The organism is Limnobaculum eriocheiris (assembly GCF_021010575.1).
Lineage (GTDB): Bacteria > Pseudomonadota > Gammaproteobacteria > Enterobacterales > Enterobacteriaceae > Limnobaculum > Limnobaculum eriocheiris.
Genome location: NZ_JAJNAG010000025.1, coordinates 16,132 through 36,786, shown reverse-complemented (window position 1 = coordinate 36,786; position 20,655 = coordinate 16,132). Strand labels below are relative to the sequence as shown.

Sequence of the window (20,655 nt, the reverse complement as noted above, 5' to 3'; positions counted from 1 at the left end):
AGGTTGATCACTTCGTTGGTCACTGTTATTTCCGCCTTATTCGTTATATCGTCATCAGTTATTACTCTTCGGACGTTTTCCTACCCAGACTTCAAATTAATCAATGCGTTGTTTGCACAAAACTATCTACATTTAGCCCTATCGCTATCCTCCCACCCCATTTTTTGGCGCAGGAATAGGAGCACCTATTGGTTTAACGACCAAAGGCGATAGAAAACAAAGCAAATTTATTGATTTTTGAAGAGGTGCAGTCAAACCTTCTGATTATAACCAATAATAATATTTTTGATATAGATATTTTCATTCAGCGTCGAAAAAATTTTTATTCACATGTCTGTTTTCGAATAGTCCTGTAAAAACGGTTCCAAAATAATCAATATCAGATAGCCCTTCTCTAACGCATTCCGACTTCCCTAATACCAAATTTCGCGTAGACTTAACTTATATAAACTTTAAAGGATTATAGGATGGATATTATGTTGCCTAACACGTCTGCCATTGTGATTGCCATTCTGGTACTACTGGTTCTCTTTGTACTGTTTGCCGGAATTAAAGTGGTGCCACAGGGCTATCAATGGACTATTGAACGCTTTGGTCGCTATACCAAAACGCTAATGCCGGGCCTGAACCTGATTATTCCCTTTATGGATCGGGTCGGTCGTAAAATTAACGTGATGGAGCAGGTTCTGGATGTTCCTTCTCAGGAGATTATCTCCAAAGATAACGCCAATGTGACTATCGATGCCGTTTGCTTTATTCAGGTCAGAGATTCTGCTCTGGCGGCCTATCAGGTCAGCAATCTTGAAGCGGCTATTCTCAATCTGACGATGACCAATATCCGTACCGTGCTGGGTTCCATGGAACTGGATGAGATGCTCTCCCAGCGTGACCACATTAATACCCGCTTATTGCAGGTGGTTGATGAGGCCACTAACCAATGGGGTATTAAAATCACCCGTATTGAAATTCGCGATATTCGCCCACCGGCAGAACTGATTGCCGCCATGAACGCTCAAATGAAAGCCGAACGTAATAAACGTGCCGACATTCTGGAAGCGGAAGGTATTCGTCAGGCGGCAATTCTGCGTGCTGAAGGTCAAAAACAGTCTGAAATTCTGAAGGCTGAGGGTGAGAGACAGGCGGCATTCTTACAGGCAGAAGCCCGTGAACGTGCGGCAGAAGCGGAAGCGAAAGCGACCCAAATGGTTTCTGATGCTATTTCTGACGGTAACATTCAGGCCATCAACTACTTTGTGGCGCAGAAATATACTGATGCTCTGCAATCTATTGGTTCTGCGGACAACAGCAAAGTCGTGATGATGCCGCTGGAAGCGGGCAACCTGCTGGGAAGTATTGCCGGTATCACTGAATTACTTAAAGGCGAGCCGAAAAAATAATGGATATTATTCAGGACATGGCTGCTTACCCATATCGTTTCTGGCTGATATTCGGCGGCCTGCTGCTGGCCGCTGAACTCCTGGGAACCTATGGTTATCTGCTCTGGAGTGGCGTATCTGCGATTATTATTGGTGCAGTAACCTGGGTAGTTCCGATGGACTGGAGCTGGCAATGGGTTAACTTCGCCATTCTGACCATGGTGACAGCCATTATCTGGTGGTACTGGTTAAAAACCAGAACCGTCAGTGATAAGCAGAATTTGAATCAGCCGGACAAGCTGTTAATCGGTAAAAAAGTGGTTCTGAGCACCCCGATTGTTAACGGCGCAGGTCGTATTAATCTGGCTGATGGCAGTTGGCCTGTTCGCTGCTCAGAAGACCTGCCTCAGGGAACCGAAGTCCATATCGTCGCAGTAGAAAGCATCACCCTGATTGTTGAAGCCATCAGGAATGAGCATCGCAACCAAACTAATCATAACGTCTAAAAAGTTAATCTGAGAGAGAGACGGCCGTTGGGGTTGTAGCAGCTTTAGCTGCCCATAGGGTGAAACACCGCCAGATGTTTTATAACTGCCTCTGGCCCAACGCACTCTGAAGCTGAATACAGATTGTTTTCCGGCCGGGTGCACAGGTGATATATACATTTGTGTGCCCGACCGAAATATTCACCGATGCTAAAATTCAATGTTCTAATTATTCCCGTTATCCTGCTTACAACATCCGGTAAAACTATCAATAATCGGGCAATCCGCCCCATTGTCCCCCGGACAAAGCGCCGCTAACTCCATTAGCCGCTCCCGCATCTGCGTCAGTTCAGCGATATGATTATCAATATCAGCGACTTTTTCTAATGTCCGTGCTTTCACATCAGCGCTACGGCGGTCCGCATTATGGAACAGCGCCAATAGTTCTTTGCACTCTTCCAGCGTAAATCCCACCAGTCGGGCCTGACGCAATAATGTCAGCTCTTCAATATTGCGCAAATTGTAAGTACGGTAGCCGTTTAATGAACGATTGGGTGGCGTAATTAGCCCTTTCTCTTCATAAAAACGAATCGCTTTACTGCTTAAACCCGTTTTTTCCGCAACCTGACTGATATTCATAACATCACCCGTTGACCAATTAACGACTTCAACGTCGAGCCGGTAAGATAACGATCCAAATCATCAATTCGTCTTTCGGCATGCTTCTTCATGCAGGAAATATACACCACATTGCGAATCGAACCGTCTATATAGAAATCATAAAGCGCATCGCAATCTTTCTTTCGAAAGGTTATCCCGGCTCTCCAACAAATCTTTCTTCGCTGCTGCAAAGGGCATACCCGGCAAATCAGACTGGCTCATCATCTTCATCACTGCCTATTGGCAGGCTGACTCACGTCCATTTGCCACAATCAGCTCAGCATCCTTAGTTAGGGCAATATTCTCACCGCCGGGCAGACACAAAATGGCATAAGAGAGCTCTTCACTTCCTTTAGATAAGTCCGATACTGCCATTGCACTGCCCTTTTCACCGCGTAGTTTCATCAGATAGTGTTCACAACCGCTGGGGCACTGGGCAGAAAATACGCTTAAGCCCATCTTTTCAACACTGACTTTTCCTAAGTACTGCTCAATCACCGGATTATGATTGAATGCCGCTTCTGCCTCTTTCTTCAATGAATACCATTGCCAGGTAAAAAATATTGCAACCACCGCAATCACTAAAACCAGATAGCGCAAAATACGCAGAAACCCTTTCATCAATCATACCCCCCAATTTGTCCTGGTCTCTACCATGCTACCCCATAGGCTAAAAGTAAATAAATGGAATATTCCTTATTATTATAAAAAGTATCTTTTTATTCTTTATTGTTCAATTTCATTTTCTGGCAGTCTCAATACGTCAATGACCTAATCACTTAATGAGGCAACCACTATGCGTAACTGGAATATCGGCATACTGCTTTTTCTTACCGCGGCAGGCGTATCTGCAAAAGACATACATCTGCTTAATGTCTCTTACGATCCTACCAGAGAGCTGTACCAACAATACAATCAGGCTTTTTCTGCTTACTGGAAAGATAAAACGGGCGATACGGTAACCATTAAGCAATCCCATGGTGGTTCGGGTAAACAGGCCTCATCTGTAATCAATGGTATTTCTGCCGATGTTGTTACACTGGCTCTGGCCTATGATGTTGATGCCATTGCTGAACACGGTAAATTAAACAAAAACTGGCTCACTCATTTACCGGATAACTCTGCCCCCTATACTTCCACTATTGTTTTTCTGGTACGCAAAGGAAATCCTAAGCAAATACATGACTGGAACGATTTAATTAAACCGGGCCTGAATGTGGTTACGCCAAACCCTAAAACCTCCGGTGGTGCGCGTTGGAACTATCTGGCGGCCTGGGGCTATGCGCTGAAGCACAATAATAACGATCAGGCTAAAGCACAAGAGTTCGTTAAAACATTGTATGGCAATGTGCAGGTACTGGACACCGGTGCCCGGGGCTCTACCACTACCTTCGTTGAACGCGGTATTGGTGATGTACTGATTGCCTGGGAAAATGAAGCATTGCTGGCCATTGAGCAGTTAGGCAAAGATCAGTTTGAAATCGTCACGCCAAGCGTCTCTATTCTGGCGGAGCCAACGGTTGCGGTAGTGGACAGCGTAGTGGATAAAAACGGTACCCGTGAAGTCTCAGAAGCCTATCTGAAGTATCTCTACACCAAAGAAGGTCAGACCATTGCCGCTAAAAACTACTATCGACCACGGGATCCGGAAGTGCTAAAACAGTTTTCCGCCAACTTCCCACAACTCAGCCTGTTTACCGTTGACCAGCTTTTTGGCGGTTGGCAAAACGCACAGAAAACGCATTTCTCAACGGATGGCATCTTCGACCAAATCAGTAAGCGCTAATAACGCTCGCCTGAGGCATTCGCTCTGCCTCAGGCGATTCATACCTGATTAATGTATTACCGAACACTTTTTACTGGCGATAACAAACAGCCTTGGGAAAGGCAGCAAAACGTGACCATCCTGACGGGATGTAAACACTTTCTCCAGTTCTGCCTGATACTGCTGTAAAAATAGCTGCTGTTCCATCTCATCCAATGGTGCAAGAAACGGGCGAAGCCCGGTTGATTTTACCCACTCAACGATGGAAGAGACCGATGGCAATACGTGATAAAACGTAGTGCGCCAGATATCAACCTGATAGCCATGACCCGCCAGTAAATCGTAATACCCTTCCGTAGTCAGCAAAGGGCTGCGTTTAAATACCTGTTCACTGTATTTCTCCCACCAGGTTCCCTCCATCGCCACTTTACGCATTAAGGCATGAGAAGGCTGATCCAGATTATCCGGCACCTGAAAGGCCAAAACGCCGCTGTCGGAAAGCTGCTGTAATAAATGGGGAAGCAATTCGTTGTGATCCGGTACCCACTGCAATGATGCGTTAGCGTAAATAATATCCTGAGGAATACCCGGTCGCCATGTGCTGATATCTGCCTGTTGAAAATGGCAGGCCGGTAGCCGCTGTTTTGCCTGTATTAGCATGGCTTCAGAACTATCTACGCCGGTAACATTCGCCCTTGGATAGGCCTGATAGAGCAATTCAGTACTGTTTCCCGGCCCACAGCCAAGATCGCTGATATATTTAGCCTCCGGATGAAAAATACGTGACAACAGCTCTGCGGCAGGGCGTGTTCTTTCTGCTTCAAACTGCAAATAGAGGTCAGGATTCCAGTCTTTCATGATATTCCTTAGTTAGCGGCCGATACGCTGATGGATTAGATCTAAAATACAGAATCAGTAGCTTGAAGTGAATAGCATATACGGGGCTAAAAAGATAATGAAGTTTTAGCAGGTACAGTGATTAACCGATAAGGCCAGTATGAATATCTGTTTATACCGACCTTATCGGTTATCAGGAAAAAGGTTCAGGTTTAAATAATTTCTCGCCCCTTTAAATAACCTATAAGCTGAATAACCAGCGCTTCCACTGGTCGACGCCCATCCAAATGCACATCCGGTTTCAGCGGTGCTTCATAAGGCAAATCAACCCCGGTAAACTGGGTGATTTCACCCTTTCTGGCCTTTTTATACAGCCCTTTAGGATCGCGCTGCTCACAAACCTCAATGGGCGTATCAACAAAAACCTCAATAAACTGACCGGCTGGCAAGCGTAATGAAACGCTCTCCCTGTCATCACGATAGGGGGAAATAAAAGCGGTGATCACCACTAATCCCGCATCCATCATCAGGCCGGACACTTCCCCTACCCGCCGGATATTCTCTTTACGGTCCCGATCGGAAAAGCTTAAGTCCTGACAGAGACCGTGACGTACATTATCACCATCCAACAAATAGGTATGAACATTAAGATGATGCAACGCCTGCTCCAACGCCCCCGCAATAGAGGACTTTCCTGAGCCTGACAGCCCGGTGAGCCAAACCACGGCGGCACCATGTTCATTTAACCGTTCCCGCTCAAGCCGGGTAACGGGATGAGCATGCCAGACAATATTATTTTCCATCTGGCATTACCCTTTATTAGTGGCCCCACTGATATCCCAGTGAGGGTAGTAACGACGAATCAGGGCAAACAGCTCCTGTTCAAACTCATTGTTAAAGGTCGGCGGCTGTTTTTGTACGGTATTCGTTTTCTGAACCAAACCAGCCCCCACCGTCACATTGGTTAACCGATCGATAAAGATAAAGCTGCCGGTCTCCTGATTAGTCTGATAGCTATCAAACAGCAGCGTTTCATCAAATATCACCTCAACCACACCAATACCATTCAGCGGTAAGCTCTCTGATGGACGTTGTTCCAGAGAATTGATATCCCGCTGATGCACAATACGTTCTATACGTACCCTGCTCTTTTTACCGGAAACTTTGATATCGTAACGCTGACCAGCCTGCAACGGCTGCTCCGCCATCCAGACAACATCCAGCGTAGCGCCGGAGGCCGGTTGTAAACTGTTATCTTCCGCCGCCACCAGCAGATCCCCACGGCTGATATCTATCTCATCTTCCAGCACCAGGGTTATTGCTTCTCCCGGCCAGGCTTTTTCCAGTTCACCATCAAAAGTGACAATAGATTTAATCCGGCTGGTTACACCGGAAGGCAGCACTTTAATCGCCTGCCCGACTTCAATCACACCCGACGATAAAGTACCGGCATAGCCGCGAAAATCCAGATTCGGCCGGTTCACATACTGCACCGGGAAACGCAGTGGTTTTTGCTGCTGTTCCGCCACCACGTTTACCGTCTCCAGAATTTCTAACAGTGTGGCGCCGGAATACCATGGCATATTGCTGCCCATACTTGCGACATTATCCCCATCCAACGCGGATAGTGGCACAAACTTAATTTCAGTTTGTTGCGGAAGCTGGTTAGCAAACGTCAGATAATCGGTACGGATTTGCTCAAAAACCGACTGTTGATATCCCACCAAATCCATCTTATTCACCGCAACCACCAGATGGCGAATACCCAGCAGCGTAGCAATAAAACTATGGCGACGAGTCTGATCCAGAACCCCTTTACGCGCATCAATCAGCAAAATAGCCACATCACAAGTAGAGGCACCGGTTGCCATATTACGGGTGTATTGTTCATGCCCCGGGGTATCGGCAATAATAAATTTGCGCTTTTCGGTAGAAAAATAGCGGTAGGCCACATCAATGGTGATACCCTGCTCGCGCTCCGCCTGTAATCCATCCACCAACAGCGCTAAATCCAGTTTTTCACCGGCAGTGCCAATACGTTTGCTGTCATTATGCAACATAGTGAGCTGATCCTGATAAATCTGGCGGGTATCATGCAGCAATCGCCCAATTAACGTACTTTTTCCATCATCAACGCTGCCGCAGGTCAGGAAACGTAACAGGCTTTTATTCTGCTGTGCGTGAAGATATGCCTCGACTCCGCCCTGTTCTGCGATTTGTCTGGCAATAGCCTCATTGACGCTAACCGGTTGATTAATTACTTCACTCATCATCTATTCCTCAGAAATAACCCTGACGCTTTTTCAATTCCATCGAGCCTGACTGATCCCGATCGATAACCCGCCCCTGACGTTCACTGGTCGTTGATACCAGCATCTCTTCAATAATTTCCGGCAGCGTTTCCGCTTCAGACTCAACCGCACCGGTCAGCGGCCAACATCCCAGGGTTCTGAAACGCACTTTACGTTTTACTATCACTTCCCCTGGCTGCAGGTTAATACGGTTGTCATCTATCATCATCAACATGCCGTCGCGTTCTAAAATAGGCCGCGGCTTCGCCAGATACAGAGGAACAATCTCTATATTTTCCAGAAAGATATATTGCCAGATATCCAGCTCGGTCCAGTTAGAGAGCGGGAATACGCGAATGCTTTCCCCTTGGTTAATCTGGCCATTGTAGTTATGCCACAGTTCAGGGCGCTGATTCTTAGGGTCCCAACGATGAAAGCGATCGCGAAACGAATAGATACGCTCTTTGGCCCGTGATTTCTCTTCATCACGACGGGCACCGCCAAATGCAGCATCAAAACCATACTTATTCAGTGCCTGCTTTAACCCTTCGGTTTTCATAATATCGGTGTGTTTCGCACTACCATGTACAAAAGGGTTAATCCCCATGGCTACCCCTTCCGGATTTTTATACACCAACAGGTCGCAGCCATAGGCTTTAGCCGTGCTATCGCGGAACTGATACATCTCCTGAAATTTCCAGCCGGTGTCCACATGCAATAAAGGAAACGGCAGGTTGCCGGGGAAAAAAGCTTTACGTGCCAGATGCAGCATTACCGATGAATCTTTTCCAATGGAATAGAGCATTACCGGATTAGCAAATTCAGCAGCCACTTCGCGAATAATATGAATGCTTTCTGCTTCCAGCTGGCGTAAATGAGTCAGTCGTTTTTGGTCCACGTTCAATACCTCAATTCTCTGTCTGAAGGCCGTCAGGCCAGATTGACTACCGACTGCCACTGCGCCGGGCTATTTTGTGCTGTTAATAATGGTTGAGCGGATTCACCAAACCAGTTCAGCCGCTGATGCAGTGCCGCAACTTCACCAATAACCAGCAAGGCAGGTGTTGGTGCTTCACGGGCCAGCTCATACAGCTGTGAGAGTGTACCGGTTAAGACTTTTTGATCGCTGCGGGTTCCCCGACTAATTACCGCTACCGGTGTAGAGGCTGAACGACCATGGTTTATCAGCTGTTGTTGAATATCGCTGGCTTTTACCGTACCCATATAAATTGCCAGCGTTTGGTGGCCCTGAGCCAGCTGTGACCAGTTAAGACCGTCAGACTCGGGCTTACAGTGTCCGGTAATAAACGTAATACTTTGGGCATGGTCGCGATGCGTTAAAGGAATTCCGGCATAGGCTGCCGCTCCCGCCGCGGCAGTAATACCCGGAACCACCCGATAGGAAATACCGGCATTAGCCAATACTTCTAACTCTTCACCACCACGGCCAAAAATGAAAGGATCGCCGCCTTTTAAACGCACGACGCGTTTGCCCTGTTGGGCTAATTCAACCAGCAGTTGGTTTGTCTCTTCCTGTTGTACTGAATGTGCTCCGGCACGCTTTCCTACGCTAATTAACGTGGCATCACGGCGTACCAGTTCCAGAATCTCTGGCGTAACCAGCGCATCATGCAATACGACATCCGCCTGCTGAATGGCCCGTAAACCATGCAATGTCAGCAGCCCCGGATCGCCAGGGCCAGCACCAACCAGCGTCACGTCACCAGCAGTTGAAGCGGGATGATATAGCTGCTGTTCAAGCTCCACTTCAGCCTCTTCGGCGCGATTTGCCGCGACCAGAGAAGCAAAGCGACCATCGAACAACCGTTCCCAAAAATGACGGCGTTCACTTAATGAATGGAGCTGTTGTTTAACCCTTGTTCGCCAGTTACCAGCAATATCAGCAACCTGACCAAGGCTGGTGGGTAATAACGCCTCCAGCTTCTCCCGCAACAAACGTGCTAATACCGGTGCTTTACCGCCAGAAGAGATCGCCACGACCAACGGTGAACGATCGATAATCGAAGGGAAAATGAATGAGCAGCGGGTAGGATCGTCCACCACATTAATTAAACGACGGCGCTGATTAGCTGCCTGAAATACTCTGGCATTTAACGTACTGTCATTGGTTGCCGCCACCACCAGAAAGATATCGTCTAACTGCCGGGTATCAAACTCCTGCGCCAGCCATTGCAATGCTTTCTCCTGATGCAGTTTATTCACCTCAGCACCAAGAGATTTTGCCACCACAAACACTTCTGCCCCGGCACTTAATAACAGGCCAATCTTACGGGCAGCAATTTCACCGCCGCCCACAACCAGCACCGGACGGTGTTTCAAATCGGCAAACAGGGGTAAATAATCCACGGTAACCTTCAGGTTATTAACAAAACAATAACCTGACTATAGAGAGTCGTTGCTAACGAATGAAATCACCAAATGGAATTTGATATAGCTGAATGGAATAGGGAAGAGAATTTTGGGTTAAATAGCAATATTTATTTCACACCAAAATATTAATGGACTGGGTACGGTCTAAAAATATAGTTTCAAATAAACACAGATTTATTCTTTCATTTATCACTAGAGGAGCAACGATTTCACTAATAAAATCACACGCTTGTTACCTAAATCCAGTCTAATTATGTTCGTTGACTATAACGTTTTCATAGCGCAATTATTGCAATTAATATCATATTAATTGGAGAGTGCACATGGCCGTTGCTGATGACAACAAAATTGGATTGATTCCCGCTATATTCTTAGTCGCCGGAAGTATGATAGGTTCTGGCGTATTTATGCTCCCTGCCAATTTAGCGGCTATTGGCGGTATTGCCATTATTGGCTGGGTAGTAACCATCATTGGTTCTATTGCTCTGGCTCTGGTGTTTGCTAAACATGCCGCCCTTGACCCTGCGGCCGGAGGCCCTTACGCCTATACCCGTAAAGCATTCGGTGACTATATGGGCTACCAGACCAATCTGGTGTACTGGTTAGCTAATGTCGTTGGTAACGTGGGCCTGGCGGTAGCCGGTTTAGGCTATCTGAGTACTTTCTTTCCTTCACTCAAAGATCCACTGGTCATGGCCATTGCTCAAATCGCCGTGATTTGGCTACTGGCATACGCCAATATGCTGGGGCCTAAGATTGTAGGACGGGTGCAGTCCATCTCTACAATTTTTGCGCTACTGCCCATTATTGGTATGGCTTTGCTTGGCTGGTTCTGGTTCCATGGCGATACCTACATGGCTGGTTGGAACGTCTCCGGCACCAACAGCGTTAGCGCTGTGGGTATGACGCTAAACTTCACGCTATGGGCCTTTATCGGTGTTGAAAGCGCCTCAGTATCGGCAGCCGTAGTCAAAAACCCAACTAAAAACGTTCCTATTGCTACCGTAGTAGGTGTGGTTCTGGCTGCGGTTTGCTACATTCTCAGTTCAACCGCCATTATGGGGATTATTCCTAACAAAGAGCTGATCGTCTCTTCGGCACCTTTTGCTGATGCAGTACGTGTGGCCTTTGGTGATGGCGCAGCGAAAGTGGTCGCATTGTGTGCTGCCCTTGGCTGTCTGGGGTCGTTAGCCGGATGGACACTGATCGTTGGACAAACCGCACAGGCCGCAGCAAACGATGGTCTGTTTGGTAATATCTTTGCTAAGGTCAATACTAAAGGAGTACCCGCTGCCGGGTTAGCGATTGTTGCTGCGATTATGAGTTTACAGGTACTGGCGACGATGTCCCCTACCGCCAGCGAACAGTTTGGTAAAATCGCCTCTATTGCCGTCATTATGACGTTACTTCCTTACATCTACTCGTCGGTCGCCCTCAAGGTTCTCAGTTACAAGAAAATATCCAACGGACAATATATTTTCTATACCGTTGTAGGTCTTATTGCCGCAATTTATAGCCTGTGCGCCATGATCGGTTTCCGACGGTAGCCAAACCCGCTGGGCACTGATGTTTGTAGTCGCCACCATCATCTTCTATGAAATGACCATCAATCGGAAAAATGAGATGGCAGAGCACCATACCCAACCCGGCGGCAGCGTCCCTGCCTGGGTACGCTATTTCACCCTGCTAGTGACGGTTATTGCGCTAATAGCCACCTTCTGGGTATCGATAGGACAACACCGAAATACCATTATTCATGCCCGTGAACATATGCAAAATATCAGCACGCCGGCACAACAGGTTGTGGTACCTGTCACTCAGTCTCAAACCATAAATTCACCGTCGAATAAACCGACATCAACAGAAACACCATAAATAACGCTCGGGTGCTGTGTTTACTTAGCGCATACAGCACCCGATAGAAGTATATTTTCGCACTACTATATTAATCATTATGTTCTTTGTTTTCGGCAACCGGATCGCCAATCGCGCTGATTACCGATTCAAATAAATTCAGGGGTTATCATGCAAGATATTCACTTACATAAGTTTCCTATCCGCATTCTGTTAGTACATAACGTTATTGATGATTCCACTGCCGTTGGCCGCGCTATTAGCGAGCTCACCGGAGAACTGCAACAATGCCATGCTGAAGTGATAACCGCACATCAGATGGAAGATGCCTGCTCTATCATTGACTCAAACCCTACCATTCAATGCCTGTTGCTGAACTGGGATTTTGACAACGATCCCGATCATCAATTTCCAATAACCATTCTGGATACCTTACGGCGTCGTAATGCTTTAATGCCGGTATTCTTATTAGCTAACAGAACCAGCGCTACGCAAATCTCCATTGATGTAATGCAGAAGGCCGACGACTTTATTTGGCTACTGGAAGATACCGCCTCCTTTATCGGCGGTAGAATTATTGCCGCCGCCGAGCGCTACCGTCAGGATGCATTACCGCCCATGTTTAAAGCACTGGTTGAGTTCTCTAAGGTTTATGAGTACTCATGGCATACTCCGGGGCACACCGGCGGTACCGCTTTTCTTAAATCACCGGTAGGACAGGCTTTTTTCAACTTCTTCGGCGAGTCATTGTTCCGTTCTGACTTGTCCATCTCCGTCGGTGAATTGGGTTCTCTTCTGGATCACTCTGGTCCCATTGGTGAAAGTGAACGTTACGCCGCACGGGTATTTGGCGCACATCGCTCCTATCACGTCACTAACGGCTCATCTACGTCAAACCGGGTGATCCTGATGTCCAGCGTTACCCGCAATCAAGTTGCCCTATGCGACCGTAACTGCCATAAGTCAGTGGAACATGCCATGACCATGTCGGGTGCTATTCCCACCTATATGATGCCATCGCGCAACTACTATGGAATTATCGGCCCTATTAAGCCGGAGCACCTGACGACTAAAGCCATCAAAAAGTCGATTGCCGATAACCCACTGGTTACCAAAGATATTGATGCTACGCCGGTGCACGCCATTATTACTAACTCTACTTATGATGGACTGTGTTATAACGTCAAACGCGTAGAGGAGCTATTAGGTAAAAGTGTCGACCGTCTGCATTTTGATGAAGCATGGTATGGCTATGCTCGTTTCAATCCGATTTATCAGGATCGTCACGCTATGCATGGCGATCCTAAAGATCACGATGCAAAAGGCCCGACGATTTTCGCCACCCAGTCAACCCATAAGCTATTAGCCGCACTCTCTCAGGCCTCGCTGATTCATATTCGTGATAGTCGAAACCCTATTGACCATGCTCGCTTCAATGAAGCCTTTATGATGCATGCCTCAACATCGCCGTTCTATCCTATCATTGCTTCCAATGATGTCAGCGCAGCCATGATGGATGGCACAAACGGCAATAGCCTGACAACGGATGCCATTGGTGAAGCCGTCTCTTTCCGTCAAATGATGGCAAGAATGCATGCTGAGTTCGCGGAAAATAAACAATGGTTCTTTAACTGCTGGCAGCCCGATACTGCACGTACAGGGAAAAATAAAACCATTCCTTTCTATCAGGTTCCTCAGGATGAGCTGATTAGTAATCCACAACACTGGGTGCTTCACCCTAACGCCGCCTGGCATGGATTTGGGGATATAGAAGACAACTACTGTATGCTCGATCCAATAAAAGTATCGGTCGTTACGCCGGGCATGCAAACAGACGGAACACTGATGCCAACCGGTATTCCTGCCAGTATTGTCACCGCCTATCTTGATCGTCAGGGGATCGTGGTTGAAAAAACCACCGACTTTACCATTCTGTTCCTGTTCTCTATTGGTATCACTAAAGGAAAATGGGGCACATTAGCCAATACCCTGTTGGATTTTAAACGGGATTATGACGCAAACGCACCGTTAGAACATGTGTTGCCTGCACTATTAGAGAGCCATCCGCAACGCTATGCAGGTATGGGTCTACGCGATCTGTCCGATATGATGTTTGCCGCCATGAAAGAACTAAAAACCACTGCCGCTATGTCCGCCGGTTTCTCTGAGCTGCCGAAACCAGACCTCAGCCCGGTGGAAGCCTATGAGAAGCTGGTGCGTAACCAGATAGAAAGCCTGCCGCTGAAGAAAATGGCAGGAAGAACCGTCGCTACAGGCGTAGTTCCTTATCCACCAGGAATTCCTCTGCTAATGCCGGGAGAAAATGCCGGTCCGGCAAATGGCCCGCTGCTCGGCTACCTCAAGGCACTGGAAGCATTTGACCAGCGCTTCCCTGGATTTACCCACGACACTCACGGTGTCGAAGTGGTCAACGGTGAATATCAGGTTATGTGCATTAAGCAATAATGGCGCATGATGGAACAACCCGAAACCGGAAAAGCAATTTTCCGGTTTTTTTATCTAACAAATCCATTCACCCTGGTTTACAAAACCGCCAATTACAGACCATTATTTATACTGACTTAATGACAGCAAACGTGGAGCCTGCCTATGACTCGTCTCACTGCAAAAGATTTTCCCCCTGCACTGCTCGAATACTTTGATTTCTACGTACACGGACGCATCAGCAAACGTGAGTTTATCGATTTGGCAACCAAAATGGTGGTTGGTGGCGTCTCGGCAGCAGCGCTTGGTGCACTGCTGATGCCCGATTACAGTTATGCACAACAGGTAGAGTTTACCGACCCAGAGATTATCGCTGAATATATCCAATACCCGTCACCGCTGGGTCACGGCAGCGTTTGTGGTTATTTAGTTCGCCCTGCAAAAGCCAACGGCAAAGTACCCGGCGTGGTGGTAGTGCATGAAAATCGAGGGCTAAACCCCTATATTGAAGATGTAGCGCGACGTCTGGCAAAAGCAGGCTTTGTCGCACTGGCACCGGATGGACTCAGCTCGGTAGGCGGTTACCCCGGAAATGATGATAAAGGGCGCGAATTACAACAGCAGATCGATCCCACCAAATTAATGAACGACTTTTTTGCCGCTATTGAGTTTTTGATGCATCACGATACCACTAGCGGAAAAGTGGGCATTACCGGTTTCTGCTATGGCGGAGGCGTGGCTAACGCTGCCGCTGTCGCCTACCCGGAACTGGGTGCTGCCGTTCCCTTCTATGGCCGCCAACCCAAAACGGAAGATGTACCACATATCAAAGCGCCAATATTGTTGCACTACGCTGAGTTAGAAACGCGCATTAACGAAGGCTGGCCAGCCTATGAAGCGGCACTGAAAGCCAATCATAAAACCTATGAAGCCTATATCTATCCCGGTGTTAATCATGGTTTTCATAATGACTCAACGCCTCGCTATGATAAAGAGGCGGCAGAACTTGCCTGGGAAAGAACGCTGGCCTGGTTCCGCAAGTATCTAATATCTCCCGATGTCACTAAAAGCCATCAATCATAAAATCAATGGCGGCTTTAATTACATCACGATGATGCTGGGCCTGACACACTTCGTCACCCAGCATACTTTGGCGTACGCTGGCCATTTCATGGGTCATCAACAGATACTCAACGTCCCCAATGGTTAATATCGGGCACAGATGCTGAGGCACCTTCCCTTTAAACCGACTACGGGGAAAAAGTGGAATCACCAATCGCGTGGTTAATGTATCAATCAGATGACTTTGTACATTCAATAAGTACGGGTAATCCTGATTATTACCTGCATTACGATAGACAGTATATTGCACCATCAAAACGCCCTGTACTCATCAGAAAGTAACCCGTTCTCTTCACTAATCCGGTTTAGCTCTTCCATCGCCTGCTGGTTTTCATGTTTCCACTGCGCAACGGATGCTGCCTGCAATTGCGCTTCAATCGCATGAGTTAATACCGCTGATAAATTGATACCCATATCGCGAGCCTTTTGATACAAGATTGGATCCAACGTCACACTGACCGTCTTTTTGGTTATTTTTGCATGGGTCTTTGGCATATTTCACCCCCGTGATGAGCACGTGTTAATAGCATGTATATTGAACGATTAACACCAGGATGTAAAGTGCCCAGGCTTACTCATAACCCCCCGATAACACTGCCCAATGAATTGATTATTCAACCCTTTCATTGGCTGTCACAGAAGTTATCTAAATAATTTAATGCTATCCATTCATATATCATTAAGTTGCGAGGCAATACGCAATAAAATTATCAACAGGGACCGAATGATTACTTTTTAGTTTTACCCTATTAAAGCGCCAGGATAAGCCTCTTTGACTTTACGACCGGGATAGTTATCAATACCAAGTTAATCGGGTTTACCAACAAAACACATCACCCCTCATGCAACCCACACTCCCGCTTCAAACCAAAAAACCGCGTTTCTTCTTCACTCATGCCGGGCTCCCATTTACGGGTTGTATGGGTATCCCCCACGGATAAATAGCCTTGTTCCCATAAAGGATGGTAACTCAGGCCGTTATCCATCAAATATTGATAAATCTGCCGATTATCCCAATCGATAATCGGTAGAAATTTAAATACCCCGCGTTGAATAGCGAGCACTGGTAATTGCGCCCGGGAACTCGACTGCTCACGGCGTAAACCGGCAAACCAGGTTTGCACCTGTAACTCAGCTAACGCCCTGTTCATTGGCTCAACTTTATTCAACTGATTATAGCGCTCAATACCTTCAACCCCCTGTTCCCACAGCTTGCCATAGCGGCTCTCTTGCCAGACAGAAGAGTAAGGAGAACGATACACTTTCAGATTAAGCTTAAGTTGCTCCGTCAGGCTATCGATAAACTGATAGGTTTCAGGAAACAGATAGCCGGTATCCGTCAGAATCACCGGAATCTCCGGCTGCTGACGGGTAACCAAATGCAGACAGACCGCCGCCTGAATCCCAAAGCTGGAAGAGAGCACTTTGTTTTCTGGCAAATTCTCCAGCGCCCATGTAACACGCCGTACAGCAGATAACGACTCTAACTGGCGGTTAATCTCCGTCAGTTCAGCCTTCTGTTCTTCTGGCGTTAATTGATTTAACCGGGCTAAATTCAGATACGACATTGCCTCTCCTTAATCGTAAAAGTCACGAGCAGAGTCAACCACCGGCTTGATAATTCCGGCGCGGATAACGTAATCGCCAAACCCTTCCTGCTCCTGACGATCGCTGGCCCAACGACCAACCAAATCATCCAGCTCAGACAATATTTGTGCTGAAGTAATATTTTCACGATACATACGCGGGATCCGCGTACCTTCCCGGTTACCGCCAATATGTAAGTTATAACGGTCCGGCGCTTTACCCACCAGCCCAACCTCTGCCAGCATCGCCCGGCCACAGCCGTTAGGACAGCCGGTCACCCTCAGAATAATATGTTCATCGGCTAACTGGTGCTTTTCCATTACCTGCTCTACCTGAGTAATAAAATCCGGCAGAAAACGTTCCGCCTCGGCCATCGCCAGTGGACAAGTAGGAAACGAAACGCAGGCCATAGAATTTTTGCGCTGTTCCGATACCCCATCATTTATTAACCCATGCTGGCGAGCCAGCTTCTCTATTTGGGCTTTATCTTTAGCTGCAACCCCCGCCACAATCAGATTTTGATTAGCAGTCAGGCGAAAATCCCCTTTATGGATTTTGGCGATTTCAGCCATACCGGTTTTTAACGGTTTGCCGGGGTAATCCAGCAGGCGGCCATTTTCAATAAACAGCGTCAGGTGCCATTGTTTATCAACCCCCTCCACCCAGCCTATCCGATCGCCACGACGGGTAAAGTGATAAGGAACCACAGGTGCAAAAGTCACCCCAGCCCGTTTCTCAACCTCTTGTTTAAAGGCGTCAACGCCAACACGTTCCAACGTATATTTGGTCTTGGCATTTTTACGTTCTGAACGGTTACCCCAGTCACGTTGAGTAGTCACTACCGCTTCCGCAACCGCCAAAGTATGTTCTAGCGAAATGTAACCAAACTCAGAGGCTTTACGCGGGTAAGTCAGCTTATCCCCGTGGGTCATCGCCAGACCGCCGCCCACCAGCACATTAAAACCAACCAGTTGACCATGTTCTCCAATGGCAACAAAGTTAAGGTCGTTGGCGTGCAGATCCACATCGTTATCCGGCGGGATCACCACGCTGGTTTTAAATTTACGTGGCAAGTAAGTTGCGCCAAGAATCGGCTCTACATCGGTAGTTTCCAGCTTTTCCCCATCCAGCCAGATTTCAGCATAGGCGCGGGTTTTCGGCAGTAAGTGTTCCGAAATTTTCTTTGCCCATTCATAGGCCTGCTGATGCAGTTCTGACTCAACGGGATTAGAGGTACATAGCACATTGCGGTTAACATCACCGGCAGTGGCAATGGAGTCCATACCCAAACGGTGCAGCAACTGATGCATCGGTTTAATATCGTTTTTCAGTACGCCGTGAAACTGGAAGGTTTGACGGGTAGTCAGGCGAATACTGCCGTATAGCGTATCTTCAGCGGCAAAGCGATCGATGCCCAACCACTGTTGAGGGGTAATAATTCCTCCCGGCAGGCGGCAACGCAGCATCACATTTAGCAGCGGCTCCAGCTTCTGTTCCGCCCGCTCGGCACGCAAATCGCGATCGTCTTGCTGATACATACCGTGAAAGCGGATCAGCTGAAAGTTGTCTCCACGAAATCCACCGGTGAGGCCATCTTTCAAATCATCGGCAATGGTGCCGCGCAGAAAGTGACTCTCACGTTTTAATCGCTCGTTGTCAGACAGTTTAATCTCAGAATCATTGCTCATTAGTAAACATCTCGCTGATAGCGTTTATCGATACGCAGTTCGCTTAAAAATTCGTCGGCCTGCTCAGGGTCCATAGCCCCGTGCATTGACACAACGTCCAGTAATGCACGTTCCACATCTTTTGCCATACGGTTTGCATCACCGCAGACATAAAGATGGGCGCCATCCTGAATCCATTGCCACAGTTCACTGCCGTTTTCCCGCAGCTTGTCTTGCACATACACTTTATGTTGTTGATCTCTCGACCAGGCCAAATCGATACGGTTTAACAGACCGCTTTTTACATAGCGCTGCCACTCCACCTGATAAAGGAAATCGGAAGTAAAATGAGGGTTACCAAAAAATAGCCAGTTTTTACCTTCTGCACCGGTCGCTTCACGCTGCTGCATAAATGCACGGAACGGTGCAATACCGGTTCCCGGCCCAATCATAATCACCGGAGTAGAAGGATCGTCCGGCAGTCTGAAGTTGTCATTGTGTTCAATAAATACTGCAATATCCCCTTCCTCTTCCAGACGGTCCGCCAGATAGCCGGAGGCCCCGCCGGTACGAGGATTTCCATCCACACTGTAGCGCACCACGCCGACGGTAAGATGCGCTTCACTACCCACTTCTTCCTGCGATGAAGCAATAGAGTAGAGACGTGGCGTCATTGGTCGCAGCATGGTTAACAGGGTCTGCGCATCCATTGAGGAAGGCGCATGGCGAACCATATCCACAATGGGTGTATTATGGGCATATTCCTGAAGTCGCACTTTATCCGTCAGTAGTTCTACCAAACGTGCACCACCGCTGTGATTGGCATAAAACTCTACAATTGCGATAGTATTTTGCGTCAGCTCATAATGATATTTGAGAGCATCCCGCAGCGGTTGCGGCTTGCCCTGAACCTCAACCTGAGTGTCACCCACCATACCCAACTCTGACAGCAAGGTTTCAATCAACTCAGCATCGTTTTGAAACCAGACGCCCAATGCATCCCCCGGCTGATAACTCAGTCCGGAGTCACCTAAATCAATTTCTATATGGCGCACATCGCGATCGGAACTGCGTGAGGTGATTTTCTGATTGACGGATAACGAAGCAATCAGCGGTTGCTCTTTGGTGTACTTACCGTGGCTTTCGCTAATGCCAGGCTTATGGGCAACGGATGATGGCAACGATGCAGGAACCTCCGCCTTCAGACGCTCAACAATCTGATGACGCCATTGTTCAGCCAGCGTCTGATAATCAACATCCGCATCTACTCTTGCCAGCAATCGTTTAGCGCCCAGCGCTTCCAGTCGATGGTCAAAATCTTTACCGGTCTGGCAGAAGTTTTCATAAGAAGTATCTCCCAAGCCAAACACCGCAAACTGCGTCTGATTTAACGCTGGTGCCTTTTTGGAAAACAGATATTTATACAGCGCAATCGCCTCTTCTGGCGCGTCACCTTCCCCCTGCGTTGAGGCGACAACAATAAGCTGACGTTCCTGATCGATCTGTTTAAACTTATAGTCACCCGCATTCACTAAGGTTGCGGATAACCCCGCATGGCTCAGATCGTCGCGCAGTTGGGTTGCCAGCCTGCGCGCATTGCCAGTCTGCGAGGCGGATAAAATCGTTACCGGGCGCGTCGCAGTCACCGGGGTTGATGAGGGTATAGCCACCGAAAGCGCATTGCCCTCCCGATCGGTTAATCCCCACAAATAGCCTGATACCCAGGCAAGCTGCACCGGCGTTAAGCCGGAAGTAGCGGTCTTCAACCGTTCTAATTGTTCCTGTGACAACGGTAAAACCGGGACAGGTAAAGCCTTATCTGACATGGGTATGCGGATCCTTTAGAATTATTCTGTCTAAGAGTATCCCGCTGGTTTCATTAGATTAAAGAATGGATAGACATAACAAATAATAAAAAGGCATATGGGGGAAATTGCGCCATCGGATGTTTTAATCCAATGGCGTGATGGTTGAGTGATATATGGCTAAAAAACCATTCCAAAAATTTAATCACCACAGAATGAAAACAACCACTTGACCTTCCCGTTGCTGGAAGAACCAATCATTCAACACACATCAATACATCACCTTAAATAAAAAATAATCAACTGATATATAATCAAAAAACAAAAAATCACTCAACTATAATCTATTAAATTCAACGTATATCAATTA

Annotated in this window: 17 protein-coding genes and 1 pseudogene; 6 read left to right on the top strand and 12 right to left on the bottom strand. The window is 47.5% G+C overall.

What is annotated here, in order from left to right:
• The first annotated feature begins 476 nt into the window (after window positions 1–476).
• Together LPW36_RS11520 and LPW36_RS11515 are read left to right on the top strand one after the other, a co-directional pair.
• Window positions 477–1,397, top strand: coding sequence for an SPFH domain-containing protein (locus LPW36_RS11520; protein ID WP_230609800.1), 921 nt, complete (start codon window positions 477–479; stop codon window positions 1,395–1,397).
• A gap of 5 nt (window positions 1,398–1,402) precedes the next feature.
• Window positions 1,403–1,882 (top strand): NfeD family protein, encoded by a 480-nt coding sequence (locus LPW36_RS11515; protein WP_230609799.1) that lies wholly within the window; start codon window positions 1,403–1,405, stop codon window positions 1,880–1,882.
• A gap of 204 nt (window positions 1,883–2,086) precedes the next feature.
• Here the strand turns inward: LPW36_RS11515 and cueR are convergent, their stop codons facing one another.
• Window positions 2,087–2,500: a Cu(I)-responsive transcriptional regulator gene (gene cueR / locus LPW36_RS11510; RefSeq protein ID WP_230609788.1), complete on the bottom strand. Its 414-nt coding sequence runs from the start codon at window positions 2,498–2,500 to the stop codon at window positions 2,087–2,089.
• 258 nt (window positions 2,501–2,758) lie between these two features.
• Window positions 2,759–3,142: a hypothetical protein gene (locus LPW36_RS11505; RefSeq protein ID WP_230609787.1), complete on the bottom strand. Its 384-nt coding sequence runs from the start codon at window positions 3,140–3,142 to the stop codon at window positions 2,759–2,761.
• Between the two features lie 175 nt (window positions 3,143–3,317).
• Between LPW36_RS11505 and LPW36_RS11500 the strand changes: the two genes are divergently transcribed.
• A complete protein-coding gene (locus LPW36_RS11500; protein WP_230609786.1) occupies window positions 3,318–4,307 on the top strand; it encodes a sulfate ABC transporter substrate-binding protein in 990 nt (329 codons plus the stop codon).
• Between the two features lie 48 nt (window positions 4,308–4,355).
• Here LPW36_RS11500 and tam read toward each other — a convergent pair whose 3' ends face one another.
• From tam to cysG, 5 genes are all read right to left on the bottom strand, one after another.
• Window positions 4,356–5,144, bottom strand: coding sequence for a trans-aconitate 2-methyltransferase (gene tam / locus LPW36_RS11495; protein ID WP_230609785.1), 789 nt, complete (start codon window positions 5,142–5,144; stop codon window positions 4,356–4,358).
• Window positions 5,145–5,335: 191 nt separating this feature from the next.
• A complete protein-coding gene (gene cysC / locus LPW36_RS11490) occupies window positions 5,336–5,926 on the bottom strand; it encodes an adenylyl-sulfate kinase (protein WP_230609784.1) in 591 nt (196 codons plus the stop codon).
• 6 nt (window positions 5,927–5,932) lie between these two features.
• Complete coding sequence (gene cysN, locus LPW36_RS11485) at window positions 5,933–7,393, bottom strand: sulfate adenylyltransferase subunit CysN (protein ID WP_230609783.1); 1,461 nt, start codon at window positions 7,391–7,393, stop codon at window positions 5,933–5,935.
• A gap of 10 nt (window positions 7,394–7,403) precedes the next feature.
• A complete protein-coding gene (cysD, locus tag LPW36_RS11480) occupies window positions 7,404–8,312 on the bottom strand; it encodes a sulfate adenylyltransferase subunit CysD (protein ID WP_230609782.1) in 909 nt (302 codons plus the stop codon).
• A gap of 32 nt (window positions 8,313–8,344) precedes the next feature.
• The gene (gene cysG / locus LPW36_RS11475; RefSeq protein ID WP_230609781.1) at window positions 8,345–9,781 is read right to left on the bottom strand and encodes a siroheme synthase CysG; all 1,437 of its coding nucleotides are present in this window, start codon (window positions 9,779–9,781) and stop codon (window positions 8,345–8,347) included.
• Between the two features lie 347 nt (window positions 9,782–10,128).
• On the opposite strand from cysG, the pseudogene adiC reads away from it, so the two are divergent.
• The 3 genes and pseudogenes from adiC to yghX all read left to right on the top strand — a co-directional run.
• Window positions 10,129–11,419: pseudogene (adiC, locus tag LPW36_RS11470) on the top strand (arginine/agmatine antiporter); the annotation flags it as partial.
• Between the two features lie 411 nt (window positions 11,420–11,830).
• Entirely contained in the window at window positions 11,831–14,125 is a 2,295-nt protein-coding gene (locus tag LPW36_RS11460; RefSeq protein WP_230609778.1) for an Orn/Lys/Arg family decarboxylase, read from the top strand.
• A 144-nt stretch (window positions 14,126–14,269) separates the two neighbouring features.
• Window positions 14,270–15,187: a YghX family hydrolase gene (gene yghX, locus LPW36_RS11455; RefSeq protein ID WP_230609777.1), complete on the top strand. Its 918-nt coding sequence runs from the start codon at window positions 14,270–14,272 to the stop codon at window positions 15,185–15,187.
• On the opposite strand, the gene LPW36_RS11450 is transcribed toward yghX, so the two are convergent.
• The 5 genes from LPW36_RS11450 to cysJ form a co-directional block, all read right to left on the bottom strand.
• Window positions 15,168–15,476, bottom strand: a complete 309-nt coding sequence (locus tag LPW36_RS11450) for a CcdB family protein (protein ID WP_230609798.1) — start codon at window positions 15,474–15,476, stop codon at window positions 15,168–15,170. The two genes, yghX and LPW36_RS11450, sit on opposite strands and share 20 nt — an antisense overlap.
• A 2-nt stretch (window positions 15,477–15,478) precedes the next feature.
• Entirely contained in the window at window positions 15,479–15,721 is a 243-nt protein-coding gene (locus LPW36_RS11445; protein ID WP_230609776.1) for a type II toxin-antitoxin system CcdA family antitoxin, read from the bottom strand.
• A gap of 338 nt (window positions 15,722–16,059) precedes the next feature.
• Entirely contained in the window at window positions 16,060–16,794 is a 735-nt protein-coding gene (locus LPW36_RS11440; RefSeq protein WP_230609775.1) for a phosphoadenylyl-sulfate reductase, read from the bottom strand.
• Between the two features lie 9 nt (window positions 16,795–16,803).
• On the bottom strand, window positions 16,804–18,501 hold the full coding sequence (gene cysI, locus LPW36_RS11435) for an assimilatory sulfite reductase (NADPH) hemoprotein subunit (protein ID WP_230609774.1): 1,698 nt from the start codon (window positions 18,499–18,501) through the stop codon (window positions 16,804–16,806).
• Window positions 18,501–20,306 (bottom strand): NADPH-dependent assimilatory sulfite reductase flavoprotein subunit, encoded by a 1,806-nt coding sequence (gene cysJ, locus LPW36_RS11430; protein ID WP_230609773.1) that lies wholly within the window; start codon window positions 20,304–20,306, stop codon window positions 18,501–18,503. Before cysJ ends, cysI begins: the two co-directional genes overlap by 1 nt.
• Between the last annotated feature and the right edge of the window lie 349 nt (window positions 20,307–20,655).

Bases quoted from the DNA above. Each gene is read 5' to 3' on its own strand.
- cysJ (WP_230609773.1), bottom strand. From the start codon at position 20,306: ATGTCAGATAAGGCTTTACCTGTCCCGGTTTTACCGTTGTCACAGGAA.
- yghX (WP_230609777.1), top strand. From the start codon at position 14,270: ATGACTCGTCTCACTGCAAAAGATTTTCCCCCTGCACTGCTCGAATAC.
- cysN (WP_230609783.1), bottom strand. From the start codon at position 7,393: ATGAGTGAAGTAATTAATCAACCGGTTAGCGTCAATGAGGCTATTGCC.
- cysI (WP_230609774.1), bottom strand. From the start codon at position 18,501: ATGAGCAATGATTCTGAGATTAAACTGTCTGACAACGAGCGATTAAAA.
- tam (WP_230609785.1), bottom strand. From the start codon at position 5,144: ATGAAAGACTGGAATCCTGACCTCTATTTGCAGTTTGAAGCAGAAAGA.
- LPW36_RS11460 (WP_230609778.1), top strand. From the start codon at position 11,831: ATGCAAGATATTCACTTACATAAGTTTCCTATCCGCATTCTGTTAGTA.
- cysC (WP_230609784.1), bottom strand. From the start codon at position 5,926: ATGGAAAATAATATTGTCTGGCATGCTCATCCCGTTACCCGGCTTGAG.
- cueR (WP_230609788.1), bottom strand. From the start codon at position 2,500: ATGAATATCAGTCAGGTTGCGGAAAAAACGGGTTTAAGCAGTAAAGCG.
- LPW36_RS11440 (WP_230609775.1), bottom strand. From the start codon at position 16,794: ATGTCGTATCTGAATTTAGCCCGGTTAAATCAATTAACGCCAGAAGAA.
- LPW36_RS11520 (WP_230609800.1), top strand. From the start codon at position 477: ATGTTGCCTAACACGTCTGCCATTGTGATTGCCATTCTGGTACTACTG.
- LPW36_RS11505 (WP_230609787.1), bottom strand. From the start codon at position 3,142: ATGAAAGGGTTTCTGCGTATTTTGCGCTATCTGGTTTTAGTGATTGCG.
- LPW36_RS11445 (WP_230609776.1), bottom strand. From the start codon at position 15,721: ATGCCAAAGACCCATGCAAAAATAACCAAAAAGACGGTCAGTGTGACG.
- LPW36_RS11500 (WP_230609786.1), top strand. From the start codon at position 3,318: ATGCGTAACTGGAATATCGGCATACTGCTTTTTCTTACCGCGGCAGGC.